This window comes from Candidatus Chlamydia corallus, assembly GCF_002817655.1.
Lineage (GTDB): Bacteria > Chlamydiota > Chlamydiia > Chlamydiales > Chlamydiaceae > Chlamydia > Chlamydia corallus.
Genome location: NZ_NWQK01000001.1, coordinates 473,762 through 491,182 on the forward strand (window position 1 = coordinate 473,762; position 17,421 = coordinate 491,182).

Consider the following 17,421-nt stretch of genomic DNA (forward strand, 5'->3'; position numbering starts at 1 on the left):
TAGGTATCTCTTGTGACAACACCACAATCTCCTGGTTCTCTTTCTCAATCTCATCTTCCCCATCCAAGTGATCCCTGGGATAAGGAACCTCAAGAAAGTCTTCTCAAAGATCTTAACGATGATAAGGCGAGCCAAGAACTTCTTTCTTTAGTTCATCTCTTTCGTAAACTATCCATCCACCTGCTTGCTGAAATAGAAAAAACGGTTCAACAGCTAAAACCAGACCTGTTAGAACTGGCTCTTCTCATCTGTGAAAAATTTCTATATAAGAAGTTAGAAAATCCTCAAGAATTGGCCCTGTTACTTTCTACCGCGCTCCAAAGACACACGGCATTAAGATCTTTGACTCCCATCAAAATATTTCTTCATCCTGAAGATCTCAAAACACTTACAGAGTGGATCACCACCCACGAGCTCCCAATGATTAAGCATGCTGAGTTTCTTCCCGACACTTCTTGCAAACAATCGGGTTTCAAAATAGAAACTTCAAAGGGGATTCTTAGACAAGAAATCAGCGAAGAATTAGACCACTTACTTTCTGTTTTGACAGCATGAATCATCTAAATAAAGAAAAAATACACATTCATAATTGGCAACCGTATCGTTCTTGTGGTTTATTATCCAAGGTCTCTGGAAATCTTATTGAGGTCGATGGGCTCTCTGCATGCCTGGGTGAACTCTGCAAAATTTCCTCAACAACAGATCCTCGTCTTCTTGCCGAAGTCATTGGTTTTCACAATCAAACGACACTTCTAATGTCCCTATCCCCGCTACACTCTGTAGCTCTTGGGACGGAAGTTCTTCCTTTACGTCGCCCCCCTTCTCTACACCTGTCAGACCATCTTTTAGGGAGAGTTTTAGATGCTTTCGGTACTCCCATCGACAACAAAGAAGACCTTCCTAAGACACATAGAAAACCTCTTCTTTCTATACCACCATCTCCTATGGTGAGACAACCTATCAATCAGATCTTTCCTACTGGAATTAAAGCTATTGATGCTTTTCTCACCGTAGGGAAAGGACAGCGTATTGGAGTTTTTTCTGAACCAGGAAGTGGGAAATCTTCTCTGCTTTCAGCAATTGCTTTGGGATCGAAATCTACAATCAATGTCATTGCTTTAATTGGAGAGAGAGGACGAGAAGTTCGAGAATACATAGAAAAGCATAGCAACGCCTTGAAAGAACATCGTACAATCATCGTTGCAGCAGCTGCCCATGAGACTGCGCCAGCAAAGGTGATCGCAGGGCGCGCGGCTATGACTATAGCAGAATATTTTCGGGAGCAGGGTCATGAAGTCTTATTTATTATGGACTCTTTATCGCGATGGATCGCTGCACTACAAGAAGTTGCTTTAGCTCGAGGAGAGACACTCTCCGCTCACCAGTATGCGGCGTCTGTCTTTCACCATGTCTCTGAATTTACAGAGCGTGCAGGAAACAATGACAAAGGATCTATAACTGCCCTTTATGCGATTTTATACTATCCCAAGCATCCTGATATCTTTACCGACTATTTAAAATCACTGCTAGATGGACATTTTTTTTTGACAAGCCAAGGAAAAGCTTTGGCCTCCCCTCCTATCGACATTTTATCAAGTCTTTCTCGATCAGCACAACCCCTAGCACTTCCTCATCATTATGCGGCTGCAGAAAAACTTCGTTCGCTACTTAAGGTCTATAATGAAGCTTTAGATATTATTCATCTTGGAGCTTATACTCCAGGTCAAGATGAAGAGTTAGATAAAGCAATCAAACTTCTTCCCAGCATTAAAGCCTTCCTAGCACAACCCTTGTCTAGCTACTGCTACTTGGATAATACATTGAAAGAGCTCGAGGCATTAGCAGAATCATGACGAATCGACTGTATGGCTTATCTTTGATCTTAAAAGTAAAAATCCATAAATCTTTAGGTACTCTCCGCAATCAAGAGAGCTCGGTTTTAGCAGTATCACGAAAGATTCAAACTACAAACAGAAGTATTGCGGATTTGCGCCTGAAACGTTATGAGCATTTTATCTCTCGAGATAACATAGAACATTATGATATACTCTTAGAACACTTGAAAACATTACAATCATCTCTTTATAAACAACAGGGCGAATCCCTTCGATTTCTTCAAATCCGTCGTCAGCAACTACTGGGATTAGTAAACCACAGAAAAATCATCGAAAAGATCAAGAACAATAAGTATTCTAAGGATCAAGAGATAGGAACGTAAGGCTAACTGTAATGACTGAATCGGTATACTCGCTCTCTGCTATGCATGTAAATTCTTTAGCAGATAAGCTTAAAGCCATAAATCAAGAACATCTATTAGATATCTGGCCATCTCTTTCTCTAAAACAACAGCAAAGGCTTTTCCACCAGCTTGCCTCCGTAGACATTGATTTCTTTCATAAGCAACAGCAACTGATCTCCTCACCTACAGCTATCCTTAAAGATTTTCATCCTATAACCTCATTTGCTTCTTCAGGAGAAGATCCAGAAAGAGCCCACACAGGCACCTCTCTACTTAAAGAGAAAAAAGTTGCCTGTGTAGTCCTTGCAGGAGGACAGGGCTCAAGATTGAAATGTGATGGCCCTAAAGGCTTATTTCCTGTTTCTCCTATTAAAAAAAAGCCATTGTTTCAGTTAGTAGCAGAAAAGGTATGTGCGGCAAGTAAACTTGCAGGTCAGCCTCTTCCTCTAGCATTTATGACCTCCCCTCTAAATAATCGACAAACACGCTCTTATTTTGAATCTAATGACTACTTCCACCTTGATCCGAATCAGGTGGATTTTTTCTGCCAACCTCTCTGGCCCCTCCTAACCTTATCAGGAGACCTATTCCTTGAAGATATGGATACTCTAGCCCTCGGCCCTAATGGCAATGGTTGTATAGCTACGCTTCTCTATACTTCAGGAGTATGGGAAAAATGGAAAAATGCTGGCATAGAAATGATCAGTGTTATCCCCATTGACAATCCTTTGGCTCTTCCTTTTGATGTGGAGCTTTGTGGATTCCATGCTATGTCCAACAACGAGGTCTCGATAAAAGCAGCTCTACGTCAAACTGCAGTTGAGGATGTAGGTATTCTCGTAAAATCTCATAATTCTGGGAAAACCTCTGTTATCGAATATTCTGAAATTCCCCAAAACGAGAGATTCGCTCTTAATGAAGACGGTAAATTAAAATACTGTCTTGCAAATATTGGTCTGTACTGTCTCTCTATGGACTTCATCCGACATGCTGCCTACCAACAGCTTCCCCTTTATAAAGTACATAAGCATGCGAAGCAACTAGGCCTCACCTCTCTAAGTGAAAAAAATGCTTGGAAATTTGAAGAGTTTATTTTTGATCTATTTTGTTATAGCGAGCGTTGCCAAACTCTTGTCTATCCTAGGCAAGAATGCTTTGCTCCCCTAAAAAATCTGGAAGGGAACCACAGCCCAGATACGGTAAGACAGGCCCTCTCTGATAGAGAACGCCAGCTCTTTCACAAAGTCACAGGCAAAAAGCTCTCTCCTAACACAACATTTGAATTAGAAGCCGATTTTTATTATCCTTCAACATCTACCTCCCTACATTGGGAAAACAAAGCATTTTTCGAGGAACCATTTTTTGAGGCCTCATGAAAAGACACATCGGCTATTTAGGCATGGGAATCTGGGGGTTTTGTTTAGCCTCCCTACTTGCAAATAAGGGATATCAAGTTGTTGCATGGTCCCGCAATCCCGACCTTATCAAGCAATTACAAACAGAACGACGTCATCCTTTAGCTCCTGATGTTGTCATTTCTCCGAATCTTTCTTTCACTACAGATATGGAAAAAGCAATTCACAATGCTTTCATGATTGTAGAAGGGGTCACCTCTGCGGGCATCCGTCCTGTAGCAGAACAACTCAAGCAAATCACGAACCTATCTGTCCCCTTTGTAATCACATCCAAAGGAATCGAGCAAAATACAGGACTATTACTCAGTGAAATCATGCTCGAAGTTCTTGGAGATTCCGCAACTCCCTATTTAGGGTATCTTAGTGGTCCTTCCATTGCTAAAGAAGTCCTACAAGGCTATCCCTGTTCCGTGGTAGTCAGCGCTTATGATTCGCAAACTCTCAAGCAAATACACGAAGCTTTTTCAATCTCAACCTTCCGTGTGTACCCTAATACCGATATCAAAGGTGCGGCTCTTGGAGGAGCTTTGAAAAATGTCATTGCGATTTCCTGTGGAATCGCGGAAGGGCTATCCTTCGGGAATAATGCAAAAGCAGGCCTTGTTACCCGGGGATTGCATGAAATGCGTAAACTAGCTGCTATCATGGATTGCAGGCCAGAAACTCTCAATGGCCTTGCAGGCCTTGGTGATCTTTGTGTGACCTGCTTCTCAGAATCGAGTAGAAATTTACAATTCGGGAAACTCCTTGCTCAAGGTCTTACTTTTGAACAGGCAAAAGCAAAAATTGGTATGGTAGTAGAAGGAGCCTATACAGCACTTTCTGCCTACCAAGTGGCCAAGCATCATAAAATCGATATGCCCATCACTACAGGGATCTACCGTGTTCTCTATGAACATCTTGATCTCAAAGAAGGCATTGCTCTCCTTTTACAGAGAAATACTAAAGAAGAATTCCTATAATCCTGCAAAAATTTAGAGAAACTCAGGAGAAAAAAACCTCGAGACCTATAACATTCCAAGATCCTACTGCTCCCTTTTCTTTTCATTTGTACATTTTTATACCATCTGGTAAAGAAGACTTAATCATTAAAAGCAAATAAGGCCCCCTTTACATGAATAGCAAGATGCTAAAACATTTACGTTTAGCAACCCTTTCCTTCTCTATGTTTTTGGGGATTGCATCTTCTCCCTCGTTATATGCTCTAGCAGCTGGGAATCCTGCAAATCCTGTGTTGCCAGGCATCAACCCTGAGCAAAAAGGATGGTGTGCCTTCCAGCTTTGTAATAGCTATGATCTTTTTACTACACTTGCAGGAAGCTTCAAAATTGGGTTTTATGGAGATTATATCTTCTCAGAAAGTGCCCATATTACCGATGTACCTGTCGTTACTTCCGTCACTACTTCAGGCACTGGAACAAATCCTACTATTACTTCGACAACTAAAAACTTCGACTTTGATATTAACAATAGTTCGATCAACTCAAGTTGCGTTTTTGCAACCATAGCTCTACAGGAAACATCGCCTGCCGCGATTCCTCTTCTAGATATTGCCTTTACAGCACGTGTGGGAGGACTCAAGCAGTACTACCGCCTTCCTCTTAATGCTTACAGAGATTTCACTTCAAATCCCTTAAATGCAGAATCTGAAGTTACAGATGGTCTCATTGAAGTCCAGTCAGACTACGGGATTGTCTGGGATCTGAGTTTACAAAAAGTATTGTGGAAAGACGGGGTTTCCTTTGTAGGGATTAGCGCTGACTACCGTCACGGCTCAAGTCCTATCAACTACATCATTGTTTATAACAAAGCCAACCCAGAAATTTATTTCGATGCTACTGATGGAAACTTAAGCTATAAGGAATGGTCCGCAAGCATAGGGATTTCTACCTATCTTAATGACTATGTGATTCCCTATGCATCAGTATCGGTAGGAAATACTTCAAGAAAGGCTCCTTCGGATAGCTTCACAGAACTTGAAAAACAATTTACGAATTTTAAGTTTAAAATTCGTAAAATCACAAACTTCGATAGAATTAACTTCTGCTTCGGAACTACCTGCTGCATCTCAGATAATTTCTATTATAGTGTAGAAGGTCGTTGGGGCTATCAACGTGCTATCAATATTACTTCGGGATTACAGTTTTAGCTTCTAAATCCAGAAATTACTGTGGAGTACATTCCATTCAATAATTTCAAAGATGCAGATACTAAGCTCCATTGTTGTTGCATCGCCTTAAGCTCCAAGTCCAACATAAGCTGTTGCGTCTGAGCTAAGTCTCCATAGTTCTGTACATCAGTAAGGACTGTAGTAAAGAAACTAATTAACCCTCCTTCAGTAGTTGCATTCGCGACATTAATCTTACCATCTACAAGCACCTTCTCTCTATCCTGCAATGCTATGATGGATATATCCCCACCAACAATACGATACGAAGGATCATACTTATCTAAACCTGGAACAAAGGTAATTGCTGCCAAATTTGCCATCACATCGGTTAATTGTGTGTTTATTAGATCTAAAGATTTATTATAGCCGCTAATTATATCCTGAATTTGTGTTTTCTGTGCATCAGTAAGACTCGCATTTGCTTTAACAGACGTAGACATGTTACCTAAAGCAGCTTTTGCTTTTGCTGTATTTACCATGTCTATTCGACATTGAGTAACCTCATTATTATATCGCGTTAGGATCATCTCATAACCATAAGCGAAGTTCGCAGTTTCACTAGTTTGAGAAATATAAGATCCCAAGTTATAGTGGATAGGAGCAGAGTTAAAACTCTTGATGATTTCTAAAAGAGGACTAAATAAATTTTGCGCATATCCTGACAAGTTTAGCTCCTTTCCAAGAGCATAAAGAGCCTCCTCTTGGGAAGGAATATACTTATCAAGAAGGACGTAGGCAAATGCAGATTGTAAGGGCATTTTATCAGAAATAGGATCGACAGCGGATGGAACTCCCGAAGTTGATGTTGACGCCTGAGGCAATGCCTTGCCCAAGTGCTGGTGGAAGATCTTCTCTTCCTTTTTGCGAGTCTCACGACTACTCTGATCTGCAAGGGTTGCTTGCATAATTGCTAGTTCTGTACCTGTATTTACAAAGCCCTGCTTCATAGATGTGAGGAACGTTCTCCCTAAATCTAAATTTCGGGCTTCTTTAATCACATCTTTTAATAATCTAAGATGACGGGAAAGTGCAGTTACATCTACGTAACCTACTGTTACAGCTGCAGAAGGACTGCGAGGTCCTTCAAATGAAGGAGATACTACCGTAAGCTGAGGGCAGTTTCTTTTTTCTATTCTCGGATTCATAATATTATATTTCCTCAGTATTAAGATTTAATCCTTCTAGCGATCTTTGAAACCAATTGATTTAATAAAGCAAGGGCAGCACTTACAAGAGTCCATTCTTGTTGCATGGCTGAAGATTCTAATTGTAGAGCAAGTTGTTGGTTCTGGTTAAACGTCGAAAAATCCTGTTGCGAAGACTCCATAGCCTGTAAAAGCTGCTGCTCTCCACCAGGAGTAATGCCGTTTTGCCCACCTTGAATCACAAAACTCTCAAACGTGGCTAACTGCCGTTTCCAATTGGCAAAAGGCTCGTTGAAGGCTTTTGTGGTAAATGCCTCATACGTATCATCAGGGTTGCTTACAGCTTCAAGGGTGATCCCTGATAAGTAACAAAGTAAACAAGATAAATTGCGAATCAGATCATCACTCTGAGACTTGAACGTTGTTAAAGTATCCACAAGTTCCCGGATCTGAGACTTCGATAAATCTGCATCCGCCTTAATCTTAACGAGCATCTCATCAATAGCAGCTTTTACCTTCTTGCAACGTGCCACATCTGCTGTCGCTCGTTCTTTTTCCTTACTCAAAGCTCCAATGGCTTTACCAATAGGGTCTGCTATCGCTTGCAAGTTCATCTGTTTCAAATATATAGACAAGGAATAGTAGATGTCCGCAGTCTGAAAAGCTGTGATCTCTTTGATAAGTTCGTTAAGATACTTAGCAGCCTTATTCGAATAGGTCATCTGTACCCCTAAGGATGTAATCACGTTCTGCTGAGTAGGCAAATACTTATCTAACATCAATGAAGCGTACACCATCTGCAAAGGAGCTGTATCTACAAAAGTCTTTTTGTTTGTCTTCATTGTTTCGAAATACTTCAGTTGAGAAGGATCTACAGCATTTTTTTGCATTTGGAAAGTGGTTATCTGTGTATTCCAACCAGAAATTAACCCTTCTAAAGCTGTAATGGTCCTATTAGCAGCATCCTCTATTCCCTGATACGCATCGCGTCCTATCAAAGAATAAGGATTCCGTAACAAAGCAACGGTTGCACTTAAGAAAGTAGGATTAATCTGATTTACTTGACCATTCTGGAAAATCTTGATGTTTTTATAGCCAGTATTGCTATTTACATCATTCACGAATCCTTCAAACACACCACCACTAGTTACATCAAATCCGTGTCCTCGTGCTGTCCAGTAACTTTTTTCTTGATTGAGTGTATTAATGTAGTCTTGCTTACTCAGAACCTTACTCCCGTAGTTCGTGCCAAAAAGATTTGCACAACACTGATATACATAGGCTATACCAAGGAGAGTATCGAGTCTTATATTTCCTGAAGAGCTCTGCGAAATGACTTGAGCTCCCAAACTATTTTGAAAGTTAATGATCTGATTGATAATCTCTTGAGGAAGACTTGTATCTGTATTGGGGAGCATATTCTCAGTAAGCATGCGATAGTTCCCGCTTAAGTTTAATAAGCTTTGAATCACCCCAGCATCACGAGCATTGTACTCCGCACCTGATGGATACGAACCAAGGTTTGGATCTGTCCATCCTGGATTCAAAATGTCCTTTAGTATGCTATAAAAATTCCTTAGATACTGTTGGATCTTCTGAGCAGCGGTAATATTAAGAACAAGATCTGCAACCTGTACATTAAGGTAATCAGCAACAGGATAAGAAAGTACCTGCATGTTATTGTAAATTGTCATTATATCCTGCCAAAAAGCATGGATCTTGTTTTTAGGAGGGGCATCTGGTGCTTTTAAAGCTTCTATTTCCTTCACAAAATCAGCTGGCAAAGCGTAGAGAGCGGCATAATCACTGTCTGTCGGTGTCCCACCCGTAACAAATTTAGGCTTAAGGTCACGTAATAGACTTTGGTATTTAGTTATAATAGTCCTCTCTGGATCAGAGGGATCTACATTCGTTACAGACTTTAAATAATTCTCGAATACTTTCTCTAAATCATCAACGAAAATTTTAGAAGTCGCAAGATTCGGATTTTGGAGGATAGCCTTCACCTCATCAGGGGTATAGATTGGCATCGTTCTATCTACGAATGCAGTAGAAACCCCTTCACTAAACGATCCTTCTGGCAACGGATATGAAATGGGAGTTTCGATTTGACTGAGAGTAAACGTCTCTGCATTTAGCTCTTGAACTAAACCCAAGGCGTGTTTTAATGCCCGAGCTTTATCTTGCAATTCTTGGAAAAATAAAGCACTACAAGTAAGTTCGACAGCTGATGTATCAATCTTACCACCAGTTAAAGTGGTAGTCACATTGCGGGTAAAATTAATGTAGCTCGGTTGTAGCGTCACGGTATTTATTAGATAATAATTAATTATTCCTAATTTTATTTAAAAAATAATTTATAAAAAACGAGAAATAATTGTTATTAAAACTAACTTATAAATAACTAATGACTTTGATTTTTTATTTTTCTTCTATTTCTGATTTAATCCGCAACAATTCATCCGTAATTTGCTGCGGACAATCGGAACCAAAGATCTTCAAATACTCACGAATATTCTCAACTTCAGCAAGCCAACCCTCCCGATCTAAAGAGAAAAGGTCATGCAAAGCTTGTGGCGCAAGATTCAAGCCATTTAAATTGAATTTCTGAACGTCAGGAAGATAACCAATAGGAGTGCGTTGCGCGATACCTTCTAGACCATCTGTTCTTTGGAATATCCATTCTAGAACACGCAAGTTTTCACTAAACCCAGGCCAAAGAAACTCGCCTTGATCATTCTTACGAAACCAATTGACTCCAAAAATTTTAGGAAGCTTAAGATTGGGATTCTCAGCAAAAGAAAGCCAATGTTGGAAGTAATATGCCATATTATATCCACAGAAAGGAAGCATGGCAAAAGGATCATGTCGAAGTTTTCCTAACTGTCCAACAATTGCGGCTGTTGTGGTCGATGACATCCCCGCCCCTATAGTGACTCCGTGTTCCCAACTTAAGGCTTCATAAACTAAAGGAATTGTTTCAGAACGACGCCCGCCAAAAATAATCGCATCTAAGGGGACACCTCGAGGGCTGTTCCACTCAGCATCTAAAGAAGGACACTGACGTAAAGGGGCAGTAAATCGAGAATTGGGATGTGCAGCAGGACTGCTTCCAGGCTTCCAAGGCTTTCCAAGCCAATCTATTAAAGACTCTGGCGGTTGACTCGTCAATCCCTCCCACCAAACATCCCCGTCAGGAGTCAATGCAACATTAGTAAAAATAGAATTGGACCTACAAGTTGCTAAAGCATTGGGATTTGTATCCTCAGAAGTTCCTGGAGCAACACCAAAAAATCCATATTCTGGATTTACAGCGTACAGCCTACCGTCATTACCTGGACGAATCCAAGCAATATCATCTCCAATACATTCTATCTTCCAACCAGGAAGCTTAGGCATCAACATGGCTAAATTAGTCTTACCACAGGCACTCGGGAAGGAAGCTGACAAGTACTTTTTCTTCCCTTCAGGATTGGTAATCCCAATAATCAACATATGCTCAGCAAGCCAGCCCTGAGATTTTGCCATATAAGAAGCTAAGCGAAGAGCGACGCACTTCTTTCCAAGTAAAGCGTTGCCTCCATAACCACTTCCAAAAGACATCACACTACTATCATCTTGGAAATGTACAATCCGCATAGCTTTCGGATTACAAGGCCAGGGAACATCGTGCTCTCCTGTAGATAAAGGCTTACCCACACTATGCAAACACTTTAAAAACTTCCCTGAAGTCCCCAAAGAACGTAAAACATGATCACCCATACGAGTCATAATCTTCATAGAACAAACTACATAGGGAGAATCTGTTAACTCAACACCTATAATAGAAAAGGGAGAGTCTAAAGGGCCCATACAAAAAGGAACTATATAAAGTGTGCGCCCCTGCATACATCCACGAAAAAGTTGCTGCAACTCCTCACGCATCTCTTGGGGATCTTTCCAATTATTTGTAGGACCAGCCTCTCTTTCTGTGGGAGTACAAATAAAAGTAAACTGTTCTACCCGAGCCACATCATCAGGAGAAGAACGGACCAAAAAACTATTGGGGTGAAACTCAGGATTCAAACGGATCATGGTCCCTGTACTTTCCATAAGAGTGCAGAGCTCAGCATACTCGGTATCGGAACCATTACAAAGATGTATTTTCTCTGGATTGGTTAACTGAGCAATAGCATTAATCCAAGATTTCAGACCTTCATGCTTGATCTCTGTGCTTGATACCATGACTATACCAAATTCCCTTTGCGTTTCTTAAACTGATCTAAATGCTCTAAAGCCTTCCCTGTTCCTAAGCAAACTGCAAGCAAGGGATGCGGTGCTGTAATCACAGAAAGACCTGTATTCTTACTCAAAGCTTTATCTAGTCCCTTAATTAGAGCTCCGCCGCCTGCTAAAACCATACCACGCTCTACTAAATCAGCAGAAAGTTCTGGAGGACACTTCTCTAAAGTCAGGCGTACACATTCTATAATCTGCTGAATAGGTTCAGCTAGACACTCTCTAATTTCTACAGAATTAATCCGCTTGGTAATAGGCAAGCCTGCAACCTGATCACGACCTCGAACTTCCATCTCCAACTCTTGATCGCCTAAAGGATACGCCGAGCCAATGGTAATCTTTATTTCCTCGGCAGTACGAGGGCCGATCATTAAATTATATGTACGACGCATATAGTTAATGATGCACTCATCAAATTCATCCCCAGCAATACGCAAAGAACGGGACTCAACAATTCCTCCTAAAGAAATAATCGCAATCTCCGTAGTCCCCCCTCCAATATCTATAATCATACTCGCTGCTGGTTCATGAACAGGAAGATCTACACCTATTGCAGCAGCCATAGGCTCTTCAATTAAAATCACTTCCTGAGCTCCAGCATGCAATGCAGAATCTTCAACAGCACGCTTTTCCACTCCCGTGATTCCAGAAGGAACTGCAATTAAAATTCTTGGACGAAAAACACTACGAGAGGGAGTCACACGTTTAATTAAAGCCTTTAACATGCCTTCGGCTATCTCGAAATCAGCAATGACCCCATCTTTCATAGGACGCACTGCCATAATCTTCCTAGGAGTCTTACCCAACATCGCTTTAGCCTTATGCCCGACAGCAAGTACTGCATGAGTCTGTGCATCAACAGCAACTACCGAAGGCTCACTCAGAACTATGCCCCTGCCGCGGACATAAACCAGCGTATTTGCAGTTCCTAAATCAATTCCAACATTACCAGAAAAAAAATTAAAGACCTTGTCGAAACGGCCCAAAGCCCTGTTATAAAGGCGATTGGAAAAATTTTTAAGTTTAAACAGATTGCGATGTGAACTCATAAAATCATATCTGCAGCAATTCCAATACTTCTTCCCAAGTTAACTTGGAGACAACCTCATCATCAGAGTTAATCACTTTCTTTACAAGGCTCTTTTTCCTGCTCTGCAAAGTAAGAATTTTTTCTTCAATGGTATTCAACGTCACTAATTTATAAGAAGAGACAGAACGGCTCTGGCCAATACGATGGACTCGGTCGGTAGCTTGATTCTCTACAGCAGGATTCCACCACATGTCGTAATGAATCACTGTATCAGCACCCACAAGATTCAAGCCTGTTCCTCCAGCTTTTAAGGAAATCAAGAAAATTAGCAAACTAGAATCTTCGTTAAACTGATTCACCAAGTCTAATCTGTTCTTGGTGGAACCATCTAAATAGACAAAAGGAATCCCTCGAGACTCTAAATCTTTCTTAATAATGCCTAGCATCTTTGTATACTGACTAAAGACCACAGTCTTATGGCCAGAATCCACAAGAGAAGAAAGTAAATCCATCAACATATCATACTTTGCTGAATCCCCAGGTTCTGGAGCATCCTTAGCAAAAATAGCAGGATGACAGCAAATTTGCTTTAGCCGGGTCAAAGTCGCCAAAACATGAATATGGATACGCTCAAAGCCCTCTTGTTTGACCAAACGGGAAAGTTCCTGCTTCGCAGAAGCTGCATACGATTGATAAAGTTCCTTCTGAGATTCTGTAAGATGGCAGTGATATAAAATCTCGGACACTGGAGGAAGGTCTTTTAATACATCTTCTTTCATACGACGAAGGATAAACGGAGAGACCTTTTTCTTAAGCGCAACCATATTGTCAGTTTTATTTCCCATGTAGTTCCCTGTACGTATGTATTTTCCAACAAAACGATCATAACTACTCAATAAACCTGGCATTAAGAAATCAAACAAGCTCCATAATTCTTCCAAAGAATTTTCTATCGGCGTTCCAGTTAATATAAGCCGATGATCAGACTGAATCATCTTAACCGATTTTGCATTCCTGGTTGTACGATTCTTAATATGGTGAGCTTCATCTAAAACAACGTAGTCAAAACGAAAGTTCTTATATAACTCTACGTCTTTCTGTAATAAATTATATGAGGTAATCGCTACGTCTTGATTAGACAAAGAGGCTAGCTGCTTCCGTCTTTGAGAAGGAACTCCATCAATCACCAGAGTCTTAAATTCAGGATTAAATTTACGGAACTCTTCCTTCCAGTTATAAACTAAAGAAGTAGGACAAACAATTAAAGAACAGCCCTCACCCTTCTCTAACTTGCTCTGTGTAACGGCAATGATGGCCTGTAACGTTTTCCCAAGCCCCATATCATCAGCTAAAATCCCATTGAGATGCATTTTTCTCAGACGTTCTAACCAATGCACCCCTTCAGTTTGATAGCTACGCAAAGTTGCCTGAATTTGTTGAGGAACATCTTGGAAATCAAACTCTATCTCACCACGAATTTGCTTTTGAATTTCTATAAGCCTATCAGACATAGAAAAGTTCACAGGAAGTCTCTCAAACTGATCTACCGAAATTCCAGTTAAACTCCATAGAGGACATTTTTGGACTAAGTCATCTAAAACCTTAAATCCTATTTCATTAAAAATTTGCACCACAGGAGCAATTTTTTCTAAATCTAAGACTAAAATACAAGGCAGCTTACCTGCATTCACCTTGCTACGACGATTCCCCTTAGACTGCTGACCCGCTTTAGGAAGCTCTAAAAAGCGTTTTTTAGCACTAATGCAGTCCCATAATAAATCTAAAGCAACTCCTTTCAATAAACCATGGACCTTAAGTTCTGCCTCATAATAATTAATGTCACTCCCTTCTCGGAAGGATAACTCAAAGATGGTCTCGTCATAAACGAACTGATCAGAAAGATTTTCTGGACAGTTAAAAGTAATGCGATGTTGATTCGCTGGTATGGTTTCGGTCATAAATTCGACGATCTTCTTCTCACTTTTAACATGAAAAGCACCATCGCGTTCATCATAAATAAAGCCTGCGAAGACCTCTTCCAACATCTTACGCTCTTCAACCAAGTTTCTGGCTAAGATTCCTTCGTTACTAATAAATGCACGAACATCTTGATATTGCAAAGCTAGTGATGCTGCGGGAACCCGTAAAGAGCCGTACAGAAAATATAATTTTGCCTCTAATTCCCCATCCAAGTAACTCATATCACAAATGGCTCGAACCTCTTCTACGTAAGGAAGAGTAACAAAAGAATTCAAAAGATGGACGTTCGCAATCTCAGCATATTCCTGAAATACAGGAAGAGCATTCTCACGGAATGAACCAAACAGAGCTTCTGGAATCGCTATGTCTCGCAAACGACTAAAGGAACGTAAATGCGCACGTTTGATCTGAGGAGCAAAACGATGATAAACAAAATGATGGATAATCCCTGGAGCATCCGACTCTAATAACATAGTCTGCTCAGGCTGAATTTCGTCATCATCAACAAGAATCACAGGCGTCATTAACAAAGCTTTATAGGGCATGTCAAAGAAATCTAAGTTAAATTTCATCTTAGCTGGAGTTAATGACCAACAAAGAGGTTCTTCAAGATTCCCACAAAATAACCCTGAAAAACTTTCTTTCTCCCCTAAACTTCCTCCGCCACGATCTGCCAGCTGATGTTCAAACATCTTTGCAAGGATCACTCCTAAAGCAGGAGGCATCAAATATGCAGATTTTAATAACTTCTCTTCCGTTGTATGATTGGGATAACGAACATAGCGAATCAATAAATCAATTAGCTTACGATCTGAAGCATTAAAAGATTGCATCGTAAAGAAAAAACGACGCCCATTCAATACGATCGGCTCTTGATACAATACCCCTTCCAAAAAGGTACGAATATTAGAGATATAAAAAGGCTTGGAACGAAAGGGTAAACGAAGTATTAATTGAAACTCTATAGGCTGATTGTTAGGAGCAAATGTCTCTTCGTTAACAGAAACAAAAAGTACAGCAAGCTCAGCGGAATCCTTTTCTAAATATTCTAAGGGAAGGAAAAAAGGATTCGCACTTAAAGCATTTGCAGCATGAACATACTCTCTTAAAATCTCTTTTTGATGCTCTCGATCTTTACGCTCTTCTTCTTTTGTGGCAGCAACCACAAAAGTCTCCTGAAGCTCTTTTTTAACTTCCTCGTTGATCTCATGATCTGTTTCTAAGTTAGCACTACGAGCATACGCCACTACCATCTCGTTAAAATATTGCTCTAAATAGAATAATAAGGCGACAATGTGCTGGCAGTCGTAATTGTATGAACAATCGCAGTTAGAATCTATAGTATCTGATTCCGACCGATCAACTTCGATCTCACATTCATAGATGTTTTCATACAAGCCTCGAATCTGAGCACTGATACAGACAGTCTCTCCATTCATCGAAAGAATTTTCGCATCAATCACTGCCCCCTGCTCAAAAAGTTCCTTACCATCTTGTAAAAGATTGGCTGAAAAGTCCCGGCGTAACTTGCGAAAATTAAGCATTTCTCCTCTAAAATAAGAGTGGATAATATAATCTGCTTACTTGTACCTGTTTGCCCACGCTAAATCAATGAAAAATTTTATCAAAGCCGTTCTCAGAAGTAAGAGACTCCAATTTCTATGACACTAAAGACTCTAGCCATTGATAAAAACTCTCCAAAAATCTAAACTGTCCATTTCTTTGCGGGTGTAGCTCAGTGGTAGAGCGCCACGTTGCCAACGTGAAGGTCGTGAGTTCAAGCCTCATCACCCGCTTTTCCTTGCAAGTCTAATAAAAAGGATCGTCCTGTGTCACGCAGTCTCTCCAATCAGCAGTTCTCCATAAATTTAGAAGAATCTCCTGGTTGTATTGTCTCAGCTTTAGTAACAGTCTCTCCAGAAGTACTAAACAAGCTAAACAAGCAAGCTCTTAAAAAGATTAAAAAAGAAGTTACACTTCCTGGATTCCGTAAAGGCAAAGCTCCAGATGACGTCATTGCATCCCGATATCCTACTCATTTAAGAAAAGAGCTAGGTGAACTGTTAACTCAAGATGCCTATCATGCTTTATCTACAGTCGGAGATCGTCGGCCCCTGTCTCCTAAAGCTATCCGCTCTACCTCAGTGACGCAACTTGATCTTCAAGAAGGAGGAAAAGTAGAGTTCTCTTACGAAGCGTTTCCTGTCATTTCAGATCTTCCCTGGGAAAACCTTTCTTTACCTCAAGAGGAACCTGCGATTGAGATTTCAGATAGTGATATCAAAAAAGGACTCGCGAATATTGCTATGTTCTTTGCGACAAAAACACCAGTAGAACGCCCTTCTCAAGAAGGTGATTTTATTTCTATTTCCTTGCACGTCACTAACAACAATAAGGATGTTTCCCCTGCCGCAATTTTTGAAAACAAATATTTTAAGCTTTCTAAAGAAGAAATGACCGATGCTTTTAAAGAAAAGTTCTTGGGAATTTTTCCTGGCGATCGTGTTGTCGAAACAATTACTTCTCCCGAAATCCAATCCTTCTTAAGAGGAGATACCTTAACATTTACAGTAAACTCTGTAATCGAGGTCTCAATTCCCGAGATAGATGACGAAAAAGCCCGTCAACTTCAAGCAGAATCTCTAGATGATTTAAAAACCAAATTACGCCTGCAGCTAGAGAAGCAAGCTAAAGATAAACAACTGCAAAAACGCTTTTCTGAAGCTGAAGATGCTCTTGCCATGCTCGTAGATTTTGAACTCCCTAGCAGCCTTCTTAAAGAGCGTATTTCCTCACTCACAAGAGAAAAGCTTCTTAATGCTCGTCTAATCCAATATTGTTCTGATGAAGAACTTGAAAGACAGAAACCAGAACTTATAAAAGAAGCTGAAGAAGATGCTAAAAAGGCATTAAAGTTACTTTTTTTGACTCATAAAATTTTTTCTGATGCAAAACTCACCATTAGCCGCGAAGAACTACAATACATGATGGATGTATGTTCAAGAGAGCGCTTCGGAGGACCGCCTCCTAAAGATATTTCCAATGACACCCTGCAAGAACTCGTAATGTCAGCTCGAGATCGATTGACTTATAGCAAAGCTATCGAACACGTTCTTCGCAAAGCAGAACCGTTGACTACAACTCCTTCTGCATAAATTTTAGTT

12 protein-coding genes and 1 tRNA gene are annotated in these 17,421 nt (G+C 40.4%); 8 read left to right on the top strand and 5 right to left on the bottom strand.

The genetic code is table 11. The annotated features are described in order from the left end of the window. Nucleotides 1-12: 12 nt before the first annotated feature. The 6 genes from CMV32_RS02085 to CMV32_RS02110 all read left to right on the top strand — a co-directional run bounded on the left by CMV32_RS02085 (nt 13) and on the right by CMV32_RS02110 (nt 5,803). Complete coding sequence (locus tag CMV32_RS02085; RefSeq protein WP_100934268.1) at nt 13-555, top strand: FliH/SctL family protein; 543 nt, start codon at nt 13-15, stop codon at nt 553-555. Beyond that, complete coding sequence (locus CMV32_RS02090) at nt 552-1,853, top strand: FliI/YscN family ATPase (RefSeq protein ID WP_100934269.1); 1,302 nt, start codon at nt 552-554, stop codon at nt 1,851-1,853. The genes CMV32_RS02085 and CMV32_RS02090 overlap by 4 nt, the downstream gene beginning before the upstream one ends. Continuing rightward, a complete protein-coding gene (locus tag CMV32_RS02095; protein ID WP_100934270.1) occupies nt 1,850-2,218 on the top strand; it encodes a hypothetical protein in 369 nt (122 codons plus the stop codon). The genes CMV32_RS02090 and CMV32_RS02095 overlap by 4 nt, the downstream gene beginning before the upstream one ends. A gap of 11 nt (nt 2,219-2,229) precedes the next feature. Then, nucleotides 2,230-3,615 (top strand): UTP--glucose-1-phosphate uridylyltransferase, encoded by a 1,386-nt coding sequence (locus CMV32_RS02100; protein ID WP_100934271.1) that lies wholly within the window; start codon nt 2,230-2,232, stop codon nt 3,613-3,615. Further along, nucleotides 3,612-4,616, top strand: a complete 1,005-nt coding sequence (locus CMV32_RS02105; RefSeq protein WP_100934272.1) for an NAD(P)H-dependent glycerol-3-phosphate dehydrogenase — start codon at nt 3,612-3,614, stop codon at nt 4,614-4,616. Before CMV32_RS02100 ends, CMV32_RS02105 begins: the two co-directional genes overlap by 4 nt. 152 nt (nt 4,617-4,768) lie before the next feature. Next, nucleotides 4,769-5,803, top strand: coding sequence for a hypothetical protein (locus CMV32_RS02110; protein ID WP_100934273.1), 1,035 nt, complete (start codon nt 4,769-4,771; stop codon nt 5,801-5,803). On the opposite strand, the gene CMV32_RS02115 is transcribed toward CMV32_RS02110, so the two are convergent. The 5 genes from CMV32_RS02115 to CMV32_RS02135 all read right to left on the bottom strand — a co-directional run bounded on the left by CMV32_RS02115 (nt 5,800) and on the right by CMV32_RS02135 (nt 15,801). After that, nucleotides 5,800-6,969 (bottom strand): CT620/CT621 family type III secretion system effector, encoded by a 1,170-nt coding sequence (locus tag CMV32_RS02115; protein WP_100934274.1) that lies wholly within the window; start codon nt 6,967-6,969, stop codon nt 5,800-5,802. The two genes, CMV32_RS02110 and CMV32_RS02115, sit on opposite strands and share 4 nt — an antisense overlap. 20 nt (nt 6,970-6,989) lie before the next feature. After that, a complete protein-coding gene (locus CMV32_RS02120; protein ID WP_100934275.1) occupies nt 6,990-9,275 on the bottom strand; it encodes a CT620/CT621 family type III secretion system effector in 2,286 nt (761 codons plus the stop codon). Nucleotides 9,276-9,390: 115 nt separating this feature from the next. Next, nucleotides 9,391-11,193, bottom strand: coding sequence for a phosphoenolpyruvate carboxykinase (GTP) (locus CMV32_RS02125; RefSeq protein WP_100934276.1), 1,803 nt, complete (start codon nt 11,191-11,193; stop codon nt 9,391-9,393). A gap of 2 nt (nt 11,194-11,195) precedes the next feature. Next, nucleotides 11,196-12,296, bottom strand: a complete 1,101-nt coding sequence (locus tag CMV32_RS02130) for a rod shape-determining protein (protein WP_100934277.1) — start codon at nt 12,294-12,296, stop codon at nt 11,196-11,198. Nucleotides 12,297-12,300: 4 nt separating this feature from the next. Further along, on the bottom strand, nt 12,301-15,801 hold the full coding sequence (locus CMV32_RS02135; RefSeq protein WP_100934278.1) for a DEAD/DEAH box helicase: 3,501 nt from the start codon (nt 15,799-15,801) through the stop codon (nt 12,301-12,303). Between the two features lie 180 nt (nt 15,802-15,981). Here CMV32_RS02135 and CMV32_RS02140 point away from each other — a divergent pair. Further along, a tRNA-Gly gene (locus CMV32_RS02140) sits at nt 15,982-16,053 on the top strand. A 33-nt stretch (nt 16,054-16,086) separates the two neighbouring features. Further along, nucleotides 16,087-17,412: a trigger factor gene (gene tig, locus CMV32_RS02145; RefSeq protein ID WP_100934279.1), complete on the top strand. Its 1,326-nt coding sequence runs from the start codon at nt 16,087-16,089 to the stop codon at nt 17,410-17,412. Nucleotides 17,413-17,421: the final 9 nt, after the last annotated feature.

What these genes read in the sequence shown, in the direction of transcription:
- CMV32_RS02090 (WP_100934269.1), top strand. Translation starts at nt 552, where the DNA reads ATGAATCATCTAAATAAAGAAAAAATACACATTCATAATTGGCAACCG.
- CMV32_RS02095 (WP_100934270.1), top strand. Translation starts at nt 1,850, where the DNA reads ATGACGAATCGACTGTATGGCTTATCTTTGATCTTAAAAGTAAAAATC.
- CMV32_RS02100 (WP_100934271.1), top strand. Translation starts at nt 2,230, where the DNA reads ATGACTGAATCGGTATACTCGCTCTCTGCTATGCATGTAAATTCTTTA.
- CMV32_RS02105 (WP_100934272.1), top strand. Translation starts at nt 3,612, where the DNA reads ATGAAAAGACACATCGGCTATTTAGGCATGGGAATCTGGGGGTTTTGT.
- CMV32_RS02110 (WP_100934273.1), top strand. Translation starts at nt 4,769, where the DNA reads ATGAATAGCAAGATGCTAAAACATTTACGTTTAGCAACCCTTTCCTTC.
- CMV32_RS02115 (WP_100934274.1), bottom strand. Translation starts at nt 6,969, where the DNA reads ATGAATCCGAGAATAGAAAAAAGAAACTGCCCTCAGCTTACGGTAGTA.
- CMV32_RS02125 (WP_100934276.1), bottom strand. Translation starts at nt 11,193, where the DNA reads ATGGTATCAAGCACAGAGATCAAGCATGAAGGTCTGAAATCTTGGATT.
- CMV32_RS02130 (WP_100934277.1), bottom strand. Translation starts at nt 12,296, where the DNA reads ATGAGTTCACATCGCAATCTGTTTAAACTTAAAAATTTTTCCAATCGC.
- CMV32_RS02135 (WP_100934278.1), bottom strand. Translation starts at nt 15,801, where the DNA reads ATGCTTAATTTTCGCAAGTTACGCCGGGACTTTTCAGCCAATCTTTTA.